Origin of the sequence: Microbacterium sp. ZW T5_56 (assembly GCF_044987425.1) — a bacterium.
In the GTDB taxonomy this organism is placed as follows: domain Bacteria; phylum Actinomycetota; class Actinomycetes; order Actinomycetales; family Microbacteriaceae; genus Microbacterium.
This window is the reverse complement of the sequence record NZ_JBJDRI010000043.1, coordinates 1-13453: the sequence shown is the minus strand read 5'-3', so window position 1 is coordinate 13453 and position 13453 is coordinate 1. Positions and strand designations below refer to the sequence as shown.

At 68.5% G+C, this 13453-nt stretch carries 13 protein-coding genes and 1 tRNA gene; 5 read left to right on the top strand and 9 right to left on the bottom strand.

Going from position 1 to position 13453, the window contains the following annotated elements; translation table 11 throughout:
- Positions 1–35: 35 nt before the first annotated feature.
- Positions 36–1355 (top strand): glycosyltransferase, encoded by a 1320-nt coding sequence (locus tag ACI3KU_RS16795; protein ID WP_404923473.1) that lies wholly within the window; start codon positions 36–38, stop codon positions 1353–1355.
- A 14-nt stretch (positions 1356–1369) separates the two neighbouring features.
- Here ACI3KU_RS16795 and ACI3KU_RS16790 read toward each other — a convergent pair whose 3' ends face one another.
- The gene (locus ACI3KU_RS16790) at positions 1370–1663 is read right to left on the bottom strand and encodes a hypothetical protein (RefSeq protein ID WP_404923472.1); all 294 of its coding nucleotides are present in this window, start codon (positions 1661–1663) and stop codon (positions 1370–1372) included.
- A gap of 79 nt (positions 1664–1742) precedes the next feature.
- Positions 1743–2750 (bottom strand): Bax inhibitor-1/YccA family protein, encoded by a 1008-nt coding sequence (locus ACI3KU_RS16785; protein ID WP_404923471.1) that lies wholly within the window; start codon positions 2748–2750, stop codon positions 1743–1745.
- A 206-nt stretch (positions 2751–2956) separates the two neighbouring features.
- Here ACI3KU_RS16785 and ACI3KU_RS16780 point away from each other — a divergent pair, with 206 nt between their 5' ends.
- A complete protein-coding gene (locus ACI3KU_RS16780; RefSeq protein WP_404923470.1) occupies positions 2957–3979 on the top strand; it encodes a glycerophosphodiester phosphodiesterase family protein in 1023 nt (340 codons plus the stop codon).
- Positions 3980–4088: 109 nt separating this feature from the next.
- Complete coding sequence (locus tag ACI3KU_RS16775; protein ID WP_404923469.1) at positions 4089–6455, top strand: ATP-binding cassette domain-containing protein; 2367 nt, start codon at positions 4089–4091, stop codon at positions 6453–6455.
- 21 nt (positions 6456–6476) lie between these two features.
- Here the strand turns inward: ACI3KU_RS16775 and ACI3KU_RS16770 are convergent, their stop codons facing one another.
- Positions 6477–7211 (bottom strand): hypothetical protein, encoded by a 735-nt coding sequence (locus ACI3KU_RS16770; protein WP_404923468.1) that lies wholly within the window; start codon positions 7209–7211, stop codon positions 6477–6479.
- Between the two features lie 222 nt (positions 7212–7433).
- On the opposite strand from ACI3KU_RS16770, the gene ACI3KU_RS16765 reads away from it, so the two are divergent.
- Positions 7434–8300: an EamA family transporter gene (locus ACI3KU_RS16765; protein WP_404923467.1), complete on the top strand. Its 867-nt coding sequence runs from the start codon at positions 7434–7436 to the stop codon at positions 8298–8300.
- Between the two features lie 138 nt (positions 8301–8438).
- A complete protein-coding gene (locus tag ACI3KU_RS16760; protein ID WP_404923466.1) occupies positions 8439–8672 on the top strand; it encodes a hypothetical protein in 234 nt (77 codons plus the stop codon).
- A 6-nt stretch (positions 8673–8678) separates the two neighbouring features.
- Here ACI3KU_RS16760 and ACI3KU_RS16755 read toward each other — a convergent pair whose 3' ends face one another.
- From ACI3KU_RS16755 to ACI3KU_RS16730, 6 genes are all read right to left on the bottom strand, one after another.
- Entirely contained in the window at positions 8679–9632 is a 954-nt protein-coding gene (locus ACI3KU_RS16755) for an AraC family transcriptional regulator (protein WP_404923465.1), read from the bottom strand.
- A 130-nt stretch (positions 9633–9762) separates the two neighbouring features.
- Positions 9763–9835 (bottom strand) — tRNA-Met (locus ACI3KU_RS16750).
- A 137-nt stretch (positions 9836–9972) separates the two neighbouring features.
- Complete coding sequence (locus tag ACI3KU_RS16745) at positions 9973–10494, bottom strand: hypothetical protein (RefSeq protein ID WP_404923464.1); 522 nt, start codon at positions 10492–10494, stop codon at positions 9973–9975.
- Positions 10491–12827 (bottom strand): PspC domain-containing protein, encoded by a 2337-nt coding sequence (locus ACI3KU_RS16740; RefSeq protein ID WP_404923463.1) that lies wholly within the window; start codon positions 12825–12827, stop codon positions 10491–10493. Before ACI3KU_RS16740 ends, ACI3KU_RS16745 begins: the two co-directional genes overlap by 4 nt.
- Positions 12828–12891: 64 nt before the next feature.
- Positions 12892–13221 (bottom strand): hypothetical protein, encoded by a 330-nt coding sequence (locus ACI3KU_RS16735; protein WP_404923462.1) that lies wholly within the window; start codon positions 13219–13221, stop codon positions 12892–12894.
- 27 nt (positions 13222–13248) lie between these two features.
- Positions 13249–13453 (bottom strand): hypothetical protein (locus tag ACI3KU_RS16730; protein ID WP_404923461.1); only part of this gene is annotated, 205 nt, incomplete at its 5' end.

Sequence of the window (13453 nt, the reverse complement as noted above, 5' to 3'; positions counted from 1 at the left end):
CGAAGCACCTGGCCGCGCCTGCGGTCAGGTGCTTCGTGCTTGCGTCCCGACTGATCCCGGATCTGGACGGCGGATTCTGCCGCGCCGTGCTCGGTCGCGCGCGCGACCTCGTCGGAGCGGGGATCGCCGTGGAGCTGCTGACGGTGGATCCCGGTGCTGTCGCGGATCACGACGCGCATCGCGCGGAGTTCATCCGTCGTGGTGAGCTGGATCGTCCCGACCGGCTGCGCAATCTCTTCGACGAGGCGGTCGCTGACCCGTCTTGGCTGCGGGCGGCCGCTCGAGCGGGCGAACCGGATCCCGCCCTGGAGTATCGATCGATTCCCGCGACCGACCCGATCATCGAACTGCCCGTGATCGTGGGCGACCCGGACTGGCACTTGAGCACGGCACCCGTGGTCGTGCGTGCGGCGGACGGCGCGGTGGCGGGGGTCTTGGACGGGTTCGGAGCCCTGTACCGCGCCTGGCTCGATCATATCTTGGCGACGACGGGCGATGACCTCGCGCCCGTCGTGATCATCGAGGCGCGACAGTTGGGGGAGCTGCTCGTCGGCTGGGATTCCCCGGCGAAGCTCGTCCACACGACGCACACCGCCCATATCGGAGAGCCCTACACTCCCGATGCGCCGATCCTCCCGCTCTGGCAGCGCTGGCTGGACGTGGCCGGCGCGTTCGACGCCGTGGTCTGGCTGACAGCCGCGCAGCGCGACGATGTCATCGCGCGCTTCGGGGGCGATCGGATCGACGAGGTTCTCCCGTTCGGCGTCACGGCCGTGCCTGTCCTGCGCCCGGCGGAAGAGCGCGACCGCCACCGCGCGGTGATGGTGAATCGCCTGGCCCCCGGCAAGCGGCTCGATCATGCCGTGCACATCTGGCGGCGCGTGGTGGACGTGCTGCCCGACGCGGTCCTGGACATCTACGGCGAGGGTCCGTCGCGGGCCGCGATCGAGGCGTTGATCGCCGACTCCGCTCTCACGGATCGCGTGATCCTGCACGGGCAGATCTCCGACCCCGATACCGTTCTGGATGATCCGGCGGTGCTGCTGCTCACCACCGCTTTCGAGGGTCAGGGGCTTGCCGTGCTCGAAGCGCTCGCACACGGGACGCCGGTGGTGAGCTACGACGTTCGTTATGGCCCGGCGGAGGCGCTGTCGGACGGCGGTGGCGTGCTCGTCGAATCCGGGGACGAAGAGGCGTTCGCCGATGCACTCCTGCGAGTGCTCACCGACGACGAGTTCCACGCCCGTCTGGTCGCGGAAGCACACCGGGCGGCGCAGTCACGCTCGCGCGCGGCCGCCACCGCGGAGCTGGTGCGACTGCTGGCTGACATCGCAGAACGTCCACGCCGCCGCTGAATTGAGCCGCGGGCTCAGGCGTCGGCTTCAGCGATCTCCGCGAACAGCTCCTCGACGCGCTGACGCTCCCAGTCGAGCACCGGGTTGTCGGCGTGCGGCGTCATGTTCTCGACGGCGGCGTCGAGGATGTTCTGGGCCGCGTCGGGGTCAGCGAAGCTCACGAGCTCGCCGAGGGCCACCGCCGCCTGGCAACCGACCACGGTGGTGGGGTCAGCCTCGACCACCTCACGCAGCAGGGCTTCCGCCTTCTCGAACTGCTTGCGATCGGCGAGCATGAGCGCGCGCTGGAACTTGACCTGCTGATTCACTCTTCCAGTCTCCACCCTCACCGCAGAAACGACGAACGGGGCCGGAAGAATCCGGCCCCGTTCGTGTGCAGATGCGAGATTACTCGCTGCCGCGGGCGATCGCGATGATGCGCAGGATCTCGACGTACAGCCAGACAACCGTCACCATGACGCCGAAGGCGGCGTACCAGGCGAGGTTGCGGGGAGCGCCGTTGCGGACACCCTGCTGGATCCCGTCGAAGTCGAGCACCAGCGAGTAGGCGGCCATCAGCACAACGAGGACGCCGATGATGAGACCCAGCGGGATGGTGAAGCCGGCGATGCCGATCGACTGGCTGTACAGACCGAACATCTTCCCTGGGGCGAGGACTCCGGTCCACATCAGGATGAGGTTGAGCAGCGAGAACACCAGGTAACCGACCATCGCGATCAGGAAGATCTTGGTGGCGCGCTTGCTGGCGCGGATCTTGCCGCTGGCGAAGAGTGCGAGAGTCACGCCGACCACGGCGATGGTCGCGAGGGTGGCCTGCATGACCACACCGGGCCAGAACGCCTCGAAGGTGGCTGAGATGGCACCGATGAACAGACCCTCGAAAGCCGCGTAGGCGAAGATCAGGGCCGGGCGGACCTTCTTACGCGAGGTGAAGGTGACGACCATCGCCAGCACGAAGCCGCCGAGCGCCCCGAGCAGCCACGGGATCATGTTGGTCGGCTGGCGGTAGCCGACCGTCAGGCCGCTCGCCGCCCAGATCCAGCCGACGACCGCGGTGACCAGCAGAACGCCGAACAGCGCCGCCGTCTTCCAGACAGTGTCTTCGTAGGTCATGCGGCCGTGGTCGACGGCGCTGGCCGTGGGGCCGGCGTACATGCCCTCGAGGTTGGCCTGCACCGCGGCGTTCTGCGCGGCCTGCTGCGACGCAGCCCACTGCGCGTTCTGGCCGGCGGCCTGCGGGTTCTGGGTGTACGGCTGTCCGTTCAGGGTGTAGCCGCCCTGCGCGGGCGGCGGCACGAGCCCGGTCGTCCGTGCTCCCGCAGGAGCAACCGGAACGGCGGGAGCGTTACGCTCCTGGAACGCCGAGTTGCTGAAGATCGGGTTTCGAAGGGCCATTGCGGCTCACGCTCCAATGCTGTGTGTCAAGGACACGGTGTTCTCTATTCTAGGGGCGAGGTGCGGGATGTTTCCTGGATTCTCAGGGGGCGAACAGCAATCTGTTCCTCTGAGCACAATTTCGGTGCCCGGTTGGCCGGCTGCACACGATGGGTCGGTGCCCGTCCAAACCCCGCGCGTCCAGGGCCTCGCACTACGATGGGCCGGTGCCTCGTCGTCGCCCTCTTGTCATCGGCCATCGTGGAGCGCCCGGCTACCGCCCCGAGCATTCGCCGTCCGCCTACGATCTCGCACTCGCGATGGGTGCCGATGCCGTCGAGCCGGACGTGGTGGTCTCGCGCGACGGCGTGCTGATCGTTCGGCATGAGAACGAGATCTCCGGCACGACCGATGTGTCAGCGCGCCCGGAGTTCGCCGATCGGCGCACGACCAAGCGGGTGGACGGTGCGGAGCAGACCGGATGGTTCACCGAGGACTTCACGTGGGAGGAGCTCTCCACGCTGCGCGTGCGTGAGCGGATTCCCGCGCTTCGCGCCACCAGCGCGACCTATGACGATCGGCAGCCGATGCTGCGCCTGCGTGATGTGCTGGACCTCGTGCGGAAGACCTCGCTCGAACAGGGACGCGAGATCGGTGCGGTGGTGGAGATCAAGCACGCCACCTACTTCGCCGGTATCGGGCTCGATCACGTGCCACTGCTGCTGGCAGAGCTGGATGCGTGCGGGTGGGGCAGCGGACAGCATCCGCTGGTGATCGAGTCCTTCGAGCAGTCGGTGATCACCCGGCTGCAGCAGGAGGGACTTGCGGCGACGTACGTGTACCTCCTCGAAGCGGCGGGCACCGCCTATGACCTGCGCGCCTCCCGTGCTGCGGGCGTTCCCTCCTACGCCGATCAGCTCAGTCCGCGCGGCCTGGATGTGCTCGCGGCACAGGTGGACGGGATCAGCCTGGACAAGAAGAGCATCCTGCGTCCCGATCGCCTGGGTCGCTCGCGCGGACCGGCGACGGTGGTCGAGGATGCGCATCAGCGTGGCCTCCAGGTGTTCACCTGGACGGCCCGGCCCGAGAACGCCTTCCTGCTGAAGCAGTTCCGCACCGGTGCAAAGGCCGATTTCGGCGATTACGAGGGCGAGTGGGCGATTCTCCGCGCGGCTCAGGTGGACGGCGTGTTCGTCGATCATCCGGACCTCGGCGTCGATTTCTTCCGCGCGCCGGTCGTCCGCGACTGAGTTCGACTTCTTCGTTCCTGCCCGCTTCCCGTTTTCGGGTGCGCAATGTCGGTGGCATGCGCGATGCTGTTATCCGCCGCATCCGTCGATCCGCACACTGGGGAGCACCATGACCGACGCACATATCGCTGACACCCACGACCTCATCCGTGTGGTGGGCGCACGAGAGAACAATCTGCGCGACATCAGTGTCGATCTCCCGAAGCGTCGCCTCACGGTGTTCACGGGCGTCTCCGGGTCTGGCAAGAGCTCGCTCGTGTTCGCGACCATCGCCGCGGAGTCCCAGCGGATGATCAACGAGACGTACTCCACGTTCCTGCAGAACTTCATGCCCTCCCTCGCCCGGCCCGACGTGGACGTGCTGGAGGGACTCACCACCGCGATCATCGTGGACCAGGAGCGCATGGGTGCCAACTCCCGCTCCACGGTGGGCACCGCCACCGACGTCAACGCGATGCTTCGGATCCTGTTCTCGCGGATCGGGGTTCCACACATCGGCTCCCCGCAGGCGTTCTCCTTCAACGTGGCCTCGGCATCCGGCGCCGGGGCGCTCACCGTGGAGAAGGGCGGACGCACGGTCAAGGAGCGCGCCGAGTTCTCGATCCTCGGCGGTCAGTGTCCGCGCTGTGAGGGCATGGGCACGGTGAACGACATCGACCTCGCCGAGGTCTACGACGAGAACCTGTCCCTGCTGGAGGGCGCCATCAAGGTGCCGGGCTATACGCCCGACGGCTGGGCCACACGCGTGTACGCGGAGTCCGGCTTCTTCGACGGCAGCACCAGGATCCGCGACTTCACGAAGCGACAGCTGGAGGACTTCCTCTACAAGTCGCCCGTCAAGGTCAAGATCGACAAGATGAACCTCACCTACGAGGGGCTCATCCCGCGTATCCAGAAGTCAATGCTGTCGAAGGATCGCGATGCGATGCAGCCGCACATCCGTGCGTTCGTCGACCGCGCGGTCACCTTCATCGTCTGCCCGGAGTGCGAAGGCACCCGCCTCAGCGCACCGGCACGTTCGTCGAAGGTGAGCGGGATCTCGATCGCTGATGCGTGCGCCATGCAGATCAGCGACCTCGCGCAGTGGGTGCGCTCCCTCGACGAGCCGTCGGTCGCGCCGCTGCTCATCGGGTTGCAGGAGACCCTGGACAGCTTCGTCGACATCGGGCTTGGATATCTCTCGCTGGATCGACCGGCCGGCACGCTGTCGGGCGGTGAGGCGCAGCGCACCAAGATGATCCGTCACCTCGGTTCGTCCCTCACGGACGTGACGTACGTGTTCGATGAGCCCACCACCGGCCTGCACCCGCACGACATCGAGCGCATGAACCGCCTGCTGCTCGCGCTCCGCGACAAGGGCAACACCGTGCTCGTGGTGGAGCACAAGCCGGAGACCATCGCGATCGCCGACCATGTGGTGGACCTCGGTCCGGGCGCCGGCTCGGCGGGTGGCGAGATCACCTACGAGGGTACGGTTGCCGGACTCCGCGCCAGCGAAACGCTGACGGGTCGGCACCTCGACCTCCGCGTCGCCGTGAAGCCGACCGTCCGTGAACCGCGCGGCGCCATCGCGGTGCGCGGTGCGAACCTCCACAACCTGCGGAACGTGGACGTTGACATCCCCCTCGGCGTGCTCGTCGTGTTCACCGGTGTCGCGGGATCCGGAAAGAGCTCGCTCGTGCATGGCTCGCTGCCGAAGGACGCGTCGGTGGTGTCGATCGATCAGGCCCCCATCCGAGGGTCGCGCCGCAGCAACCCCGCCACCTACACCGGGCTGCTGGAGCACATCCGCAAGGCCTTCGCGAAGGAGAACGGCGTCAAGCCGGCGCTGTTCTCCGCCAACTCCGAGGGTGCCTGCCCCAACTGCAACGGCGCCGGGGTGATCTACACCGATCTCGGTGTGATGGCCACCATGGAGACCACGTGCGAGGTGTGCGAGGGCAAGCGGTTCGACCACCAGGTGCTGCAGTACCACTTCGGCGGCAAAGACATCAGCGAGGTGCTGGGGCTGCCGGTGGCGGAGGCGCTCACGTTCTTCGCCGACGGAGACGCCAAGCTGCCGGCCGCCCACAAGATCCTTGCCCGTCTCGCCGACGTGGGCCTGGGCTACATCAGCCTCGGCCAGTCGCTCACCACCCTCTCCGGGGGTGAGCGGCAGCGTCTGAAGCTCGCGTCGCAGATGGGTGAGGGCGGCGACGTGTACATCCTCGACGAGCCCACCACCGGGCTGCACCTCGCGGACGTGGAGAACCTGCTGGCACTGCTGGATCGTCTGGTGGACTCCGGCAAGTCCGTGATCGTGGTGGAGCACCATCAGGCGGTCATGGCGCACGCCGACTGGATCATCGACCTGGGGCCGGGTGCCGGCATCGAGGGAGGGCGGGTGGTGTTCGAGGGGACTCCCGCTCAGCTCATCGCCGACGGCTCCACTCTCACCGGACAGCACCTCGGCCAGTACGTCAACGCCGAGCGCTGACGTCCTGGCCGACGTGGGAGATCAGAGGTCGCTGAAGTCGTTGCCGACGCTGAGCCTGGTCACAACGCCGCCCGCGACGGAGAAGCTGAGGTAGCGGACGCCTTCCTCGCCGGGGTTCGCGAGTGAGGATGTGCCGGGCACTTTCTCAACGTTCAGACGGTAGCCGGTGACGTCGCCGTACGTGCCGTATGCGGTCATCTCCGCGCCAGCGGCCTCCACCTCTGCCAGTGTCGAGCCCACGTTCAGCCCCGCGCACGTGAGCGCGATGCCACCCTCGTCTGCCGCGAGGAATGTGACGGACGCGGACGCGGGCGTGCCGTCGATCCAGTTGAGCGTGAGTCCGGGCCACTGGTACAGGTCGATCGGGTATCGGTCATCCGGACGCTGCGGCGTCACCTCGCCGAAGAGGTCCATCAGCGCCTGGCGCACGCCCGCGGGATCTGTGGCGATGTTGAGCACCTGCTCGTCGCCGTTGGAATCTGTGATGACGAGCTCGTCCAGCCGGAGATCGAGGCTGACGGGCGTCGCGGCCGACTGCTCCGGCGTGGGCGTCGGGGACGGTGCCGTCGTGGGGGTAGTGGATGGCGTGGGCGCGCTCGTCGGGCTGCTTGTGGGGGCCGGGGTGCTCCCCGCTGAGGTCTCGGTCGCGCATCCCGCCAGGGCGAGCGTGCTCACGAGGAGTCCGATTCCGACCAGGTTTCGCGTGCGCCGAACACCTGCGAGATCCCGGTGTGACCGGGGCAACGTTGCCATCATGCGGCGAGCGTAGTGCCAGGGTGCGCCACCGTACAGTGGCGCGCGAGGTCCGTTACCGCATCGACATCGCGTAGGGTGAAACCGACAGCGCCTAGGGTTCCGGAACCGTGTTCGACAGGTCCAAGCGGCGCCACGTCCGATGCCGTCGGACGTCATCTGACAGGACAAAAGCCCGGAGGACCGGTGCTCGTCGATCCATGAATCGGCGGGCGGAAGGTTCTCATGTCACTTCTCGCTCTCGTCCTCGTTCTCGCCGCCGCGTGCGCTCATGCCGCCTGGAACGTGATCGCCCACGGGGCCAGTCGCACCGGACTCCCGTTCCTGTGGCTGGGCGCGCTGGCCAGCGGAATCGTGTGGCTCCCTGTCGTTCCGCTGACCGGCGGCCTCGGCACCGACGACTGGTCGGGCTTCCTCCTCGGCATCGCGGTGTCCGCCGTGCTGCACGTGGTGTACATGCTGGTGTTGCAGCGAGGATATGCGGCGGGCAATCTCTCCACCGTGTATGCCACCGCCCGCGGCTCCGGCCCGCTGGTCACGGTGATCGTGGCGGTGCTGGTGCTGGGCGAACGCCCGACTCCGATCGCCCTCGTCGGCGTCATCGCCGTGATCGCCGGAGTCGTCTGGATCGGGCTGCTGGATCGTGGGCGCGGCTCGTCCGATCGTCGAGGGATGGATCCTGCCATCGTGTTCGGCCTGCTCACCGGCCTCGCGATCGCTGCCTACACGCTGTGGGACAGCCAGTCGCTGCGCATCTGGCATATCTCGCCGGTGGCGTTCATGGTCGGCTGCACACTGATCGAGGTGGTGCTGTTCGGGGTGATTCTGGGGCGGCGCTGGCGCGAGGTCGTGCCTGTCGCGAAGGTCCAGTGGCGACGACTTCTCGCCTTCGGGGTGCTGTCACCGCTGAGCTACATCCTCGTGCTGGCCGCCACGACCATCGCGCCCGTGTCGCTCGTCGCCCCGACGCGCGAGGTGAGTGTCGTGCTGGTGAGCCTGTTCGGCGCGTTCGTGCTGCGGGAGGGGCGCCCGGGGCTCCGGGTGGGAGCGTCGATCGTGGTGGTGGCGGGCATCGCCCTTCTCGCCCTGTGATGCCCGCTTCGCGCGCCGCCGAGTCGGACACGGGGAGTATGTATGGCACATAGTGCACCACAGATCTGCCCAGACTGCGGCATCATGGGTGGTGCAGTCGTTCGGTTTGGCGTCGATCGCGGGTCGAGGCGGCAGCGGATGAGGAGCATCATGGGTCCGGTGAGCGACACCTACCGCGCGGACCTTGCGATGCTCCAGCCCCGGATCCCCGACGACCTGTACGCGCAGCTTGTGAAGCTCGCTGAGGACATTCAGGACGCCCGCGCGCGGGGTGCATCGGACTCCGCCGAATTGGATCGGCGGATCGCTGTGTACCTCAGCGTGCGTGAGGACGCCCTGGCGCAGGCCACCGATCCCACGCTCGGCGGCTGAGCCCGATCAGGCGCGCCCGCGGCGGCGGTACTCCGCCGGCGTCATGCCGTATTCGTCACGGAAGCCGCGATAGCCGGTGTCCGATGAGCCGAAGCCGACGCGCCGGGCGATCGTCTCGAAGGGCTCGTCGGTGAGGAGCAGTTCACGACCAGCGGCCGTGACGCGCCAGCGTCGGATGCACTGGGAGATCGACAGCGGCTCCGATTCGAACAGCCGGTGCAGTCTCCGCACGCTGACCCCGAGGGCTGCGGAGATCACGGAGACGTGGAGGTTCGGGTCGGCGTAGTTGTGCTCGATGAAATCATGCACGCGGGCGCGCACAGCGTCGTCCGGATCGTCTGGTTCGCTGGCGGGCTGCGCGGCGAGCAGGGCTCGGGCGAGATCGAGGAGGGCATGCGCGGTGAGGTCGGCCTCCACCGTGTTGTCGTTCGGTGCGGACTGCGACAGCGAGCGCAGCAGGCTCTCGAAGGCCGGGCTGATCGCCGCGTCCGCAAGCGGCCGCATGCCGAGCGCGTCCAGCCGCTCGCGCGGCGTCCGGAGCTTCCGAGTCGGCAGCAGGACACTCAGCAATCGCGACGAGCCAGTGCTGTGCATCACGAATGAGCGCCGGGCGGGAACGAGGAACCACTGGCCCGCGCCGACCTCGACTTCGTCCGCGTCGTCCTGGACGCTCACCCCGCCGTGCACGACGAAGATCAGGCGAGCCACGTCCGCCATGCCCGCGGCGTCACCGGTCGACCGCTCGAACCGGAACGCAGAGCAGCGCAGATCCTCGAACGCCGACTCGCCCAGAGGCACCGACACCAGTCGGCCGCGGAAGCCGTCGCGATCGGCGCTGGTGAGTTCGCCGTCGGTCGACAGCGAGTCCATTCCGCGACGCCCCGTCAGCGTGTAGACGGTGCGCGCTCCTCGCGCCGCAGCCAGCGTGATGCCGAACGAAGGCAGGACGCCCGAGGTCATGATCGACCTGTCGCCGGGGAAGAGCACATGGCCGCCACCATACCTGCATGATGCATGTTCACAAGGTGGGTTGACATGTCCTGCGGTGCGCCGCTGCCCGTACTGCGGCGGCCACGATGCGGCTCTCTCGACGCGACGGCGGGAGTCGAACCCGCTGCACAACCGGGTATGAACCGGTGCCCGGAACCGCCCGGACCGCCGCGATGTCACCACGCTAACCCGCGGCGAGCGCGCAGGAGCGTGGGTGACGAAGGATCACCGACCGTGACGGCGCGTGACGGGATCCGACGGGGGGAGTGGGGCGGATGCGGGCCCTGAACCGCATCCGCCCGAGGCCGCATCAGAGAGGCGACCGCTGCGCGGCAGATCGCCGCTGGAGGTGTCGGGCGAGCGCGACGAGTGCACACAGCAGCGCGATCGCTCCGACGATGAGCACCATCCCCGCCCCCACGGCGAGGGGAGTGATGCGCAACCAGATGTCCGCCAGGAACTCGGCGGACAGGGCGGAGGTTGACCAGAAGCCGACCCCCGCGATGGCCAGGAAGACCAGGCCCCAGATGATGCCGCCCCACCGCGTACGCGGCACCTCCGATAGGGCAGGAGAGGCCTGCGGGCCCACGGCCGCGGGAGGTGCCGGCACGGTGTGGGAGAGCGTCGGTGCCACGTGTGTGAGGTCGTCCTCGGCGGGCGTGGGCGCTGCAGCCGAATGCGCGGTATCGACGGCGAGGTCCGAGGCATCGTGCGCCGCCGGAGGCTCGTGCAGCTGTTCCTCCGCTGCCGCGACGTTTGGGGCACCGTGAGCCGTCATCTCGACAGTACCTTCGTCATGGTTCCCGATGCGGGAACTCTCGGGAGTGCTCATCTCTTCCTCTCCGGCGAGATTCCGGCGTTGATCCAGACATCGTCCTGCTGGATGATGGTGACCTCGGTCACCACACTGCCGCGCGAATGCGCGTCCGCTTCGCCCGTGATGAGCGGGGACTCGGCGAGGGTGTCGAGGGTGAAAGTCCAGGTGTACGTCCCGTCCTGGTTGGCACGCGGGGTGGGGAGCTGCTGGGCTGTGATGTCGCCGCTCCAGGACCCGTCCATTTCTACCTCGTGGGTTGCCACATCGAGAGTCGAAGCAGTGATCGTGAAGGCGACGATCATCCCCGGCTCCACGTCGATCTGAGTCTGTCCCTCGCCGCCTTTTTCCAAGCTGATAGAGCCGGCGCGGACCGGATCGATGAGCGACGGCGTGGCAACTCGCTCGGATGGCTCAGGCGATGAGGAGGGCCCGGGTGTGGAGGCCATCGTCGGTACGGGTTCGGGCTCCACGGAAACCAGCCCGTCGTAGCCAGCCATCCACGGGCTCAACCAGATGTTCGTGGATCCGAACGACTGAAGATAAGTGTCATCGGACGGATTCGGTCCGCTGATCGAGCCCCCGCCAATGGGCAGCAGGATCTGTCCGTCCACCCGCGCCACCTCTGATTCAGTCCACGGCCGACCCACCGAGAGAGCCGGCACGAGCGTGCCGCCTGCGATCACCAGGCTGGTGATGGTGAGGAACGTGATGAAGCCGCTGCGTCGTCGAGCGATGCCTGCCACGATCATCGCGACGGCACCCACCGCCGTGGCCGCGAGGAAGGCGAGGGCTGCGGCCATCAACGTTCCACGCGGTGCCGCGACCAGCGCGACGGCGGCACCGCCGACGGCCATGAGACCGAGTGTCAGCGCGACGTACCAGAGCGCCGTGCGAGGACGAGAGGCGCGGCGTCGCGCACGCGCCTCCTGGTACTCGCGATTGGCCTGGGCGGTCGCCGCTGCGGACTCGGCACGCGCCTGCTCACGGGCGATCCGCTCCGCGTCGCGCTGCTGCTGACGCCAGGCGTCGTGCTCGGTGCGCCACTGGTCTTGCTGCTGACGCCAGGTGTCGTATGGCTCGGTCGCCACCGGCGCAGCGTCTGGAGCCGGCATCGTCGCGGGAGCCGAGGTCCCCGCGACGAACGATGCCGGGGCGGCGGTCATCGTCGCAGGGGTGTTCTCGTGCCATGCGGGCGTCGCGGGATTGTTCGCCGACGTAGCAGGGGCGCCATTCGGCGCCGCAGCCGCGCCGTTCACCACTGGACCACTGATCTCTGCGTGGCTGCCGTCTGCATCGCTGTTCTCTGTATCGGTATCTTCTGCACCGACTTTCCCTGCACCGACTTTCCCTGCATCGTCGTTCCCTGCATCGCCGTTCCCTGCATCGCAGGGCTCAGAAGGAGCGACGAGGTTCGTCTGCTCGCCGGGCATCGCGCTGGACGAGAGCGCATCGGATGCGGCGTCGGCTGCGGCATCCACTGCGTCCGGCTTCGAGGCATCGTCCGGCGCGAGAACCGTGCCGTTCGAGCCCGAGGCGAATGCTGCTGGAGAGTGCGCGGGGGCCTCCAGGCGGGGCACGGGCCATGCACCGTCGGTGCGCGGTGCGCCCGCGTCCGGCGTCGCCCCGGCGTAGGGCGTCCCACTCCGGTACGGAGCCGGTCCCGCGAATGGAGCCGCGCCACCGTACGGTGCGGCGCCGAAGCTGCGCGGGTCGCGTCCTGCTGCACCGGGGCCATGCGGCCCGTACGGATCGAAGCCGGCGGCACTCGGGTCGAACCCTGCGGCACCGGCGCGTCCACGTCGTCGAGGCCGGCGGGCGATGGCTACGACCGCAACGAGCACGAGGCCGATCAGCGCCAGCACGAGGAGGCCGCGCCACAGCACGCTCAGCGCACCCCCGATGTCGTAGATGCCGCCCAGCGATCCACCCGACCACAGCAGCAGATTGCCGAGCCAGGGGGTGACGGGGACGAAGCTCAGCAGGACGATCACCAGAGCGGCGATCATCGGTGGCTCCAGACGGCCGCGGAACAGGTTCTCCAGGTGGAGGACGCCGGATCGATCGGGCAGGACCGCCCACAGGACCGCGTACGCCAGCACCATCGGCAGGCCGAGAACAGCCGCCACGACGAAGATTCCGCGTACGATCAGCGGGTCGATGCCCAACCGGGTCGCGATCCCGCCGCACACACCGCCGACCCAGGCATCGCCGCGGACCAGACCCAGAGTGCGAAGCCAGCCGAAGAAGCCACCGCCCGCGCCGCGGGGCGCAGAACCGTCGCCGCCCGCGCCGGGCGCACCCGGATACGGGGGAGGCGGTGTCGGTGACGAAGCAGGATTGTCGGTCATGTTCTCCACTGTGCGGCCGGCTGCGCCGCACGCGCCATGGGGGATGCCCCTGATGCATCCCTGATTAGCCCCAACCGACCACTCCGCAACGCCGCGGCTTGTGATGTGATGGGCACATGACCGCTGTTCCCTCGGGGCCGGTGCGCCCCGGGAACGCGGCGTTCCCGCCCGCATCCTTGTCGCCGCAGCGCGCCACATCCGCCTCCGTCTTGCCCGCAGCCGGTATGTCGGCAACGGGCGCTCCCACGTTGCCCTCGCGAGACACGGTGTCGAGCGCGACGTCCGTGCGGTTGCCCGAGTCTGCCGCCGCGCCATTTCCATCGGGCGCCTCGGCTCCCCCGGCCGCCCCGGCTCCCCCTGCCGTGGCACCGGCGATCGCGTCTGCCCATGGCATCGCGCCTGCCCAGGGCGTAACTTCTGGTCAGGGCATCGCGTCTGCCCACAGCGCCGCGTCTGCCGCCAGCGCCGCGTCTGCGCACAGCTCCGCGGCCCCCCGCACCGTCTCCACCCATCGCACCGCCTCCACCCCCCGCATCGCCTCCACCCACAGCATCGCCTCCGGCGCCGCCGCGCGGCCGCCGTTGCGGCGCCGGAGGCGATGCTGTGGGTGGAGGCGATGCGGGGGG

Coding starts and splice junctions, on each gene's coding strand:
- ACI3KU_RS16785 (WP_404923471.1), bottom strand. CDS start 2,750: ATGGCCCTTCGAAACCCGATCTTCAGCAACTCGGCGTTCCAGGAGCGT.
- ACI3KU_RS16775 (WP_404923469.1), top strand. CDS start 4,089: ATGACCGACGCACATATCGCTGACACCCACGACCTCATCCGTGTGGTG.
- ACI3KU_RS16770 (WP_404923468.1), bottom strand. CDS start 7,211: ATGATGGCAACGTTGCCCCGGTCACACCGGGATCTCGCAGGTGTTCGG.
- ACI3KU_RS16765 (WP_404923467.1), top strand. CDS start 7,434: ATGTCACTTCTCGCTCTCGTCCTCGTTCTCGCCGCCGCGTGCGCTCAT.
- ACI3KU_RS16760 (WP_404923466.1), top strand. CDS start 8,439: ATGAGGAGCATCATGGGTCCGGTGAGCGACACCTACCGCGCGGACCTT.
- ACI3KU_RS16755 (WP_404923465.1), bottom strand. CDS start 9,632: ATGACCTCGGGCGTCCTGCCTTCGTTCGGCATCACGCTGGCTGCGGCG.
- ACI3KU_RS16745 (WP_404923464.1), bottom strand. CDS start 10,494: ATGAGCACTCCCGAGAGTTCCCGCATCGGGAACCATGACGAAGGTACT.
- ACI3KU_RS16740 (WP_404923463.1), bottom strand. CDS start 12,827: ATGACCGACAATCCTGCTTCGTCACCGACACCGCCTCCCCCGTATCCG.
- ACI3KU_RS16735 (WP_404923462.1), bottom strand. CDS start 13,221: ATGCCATGGGCAGACGCGATCGCCGGTGCCACGGCAGGGGGAGCCGGG.